We start from the raw sequence: 340 nt of genomic DNA, 5'->3' as shown, positions 1-340 counted from the left end.
GCATCATCGCAGAGGACTTGGAGCATAGCCAGACCGAGCGCCGATTCTATTGTTTCGGCAAGGTGGGCGACGGAATCCTGACCGTTCGATTTACATACAGACAGCACAAGATACGGATTATTGGAGCGGGATACTGGAGGATGCGTTTTTCGGACCAAGCCGACCAGCATCTCGGAGCATGCCGACCACCGTCTCGGAGCATGCCGACCGCCATCTCGGACATGCCGACCACCCTTTCGGCGTCGACCACTGGCTGAGAGGGCCCAAGGATGGGGTGGCCGTTTGACGGCCACTGCAGTCCCCGAACGGCTCTCGTAGCAACGCTGGGCAACAGGGTTAC

The 340-nt window shown here is 59.4% G+C and carries 1 pseudogene; it reads left to right on the top strand.

Going from position 1 to position 340, the window contains the following annotated elements:
• Positions 1-140 (top strand): annotated as a pseudogene (locus tag NTY77_19280) (BrnT family toxin).
• Positions 141-340: the final 200 nt, after the last annotated feature.

Source organism: Elusimicrobiota bacterium, assembly GCA_026388095.1.
Lineage (GTDB): Bacteria > Elusimicrobiota > Elusimicrobia > UBA1565 > UBA9628 > UBA9628.
Note: the sequence above shows the minus strand (reverse complement) of the source record. Positions and strands in the feature narration are given on the sequence as shown.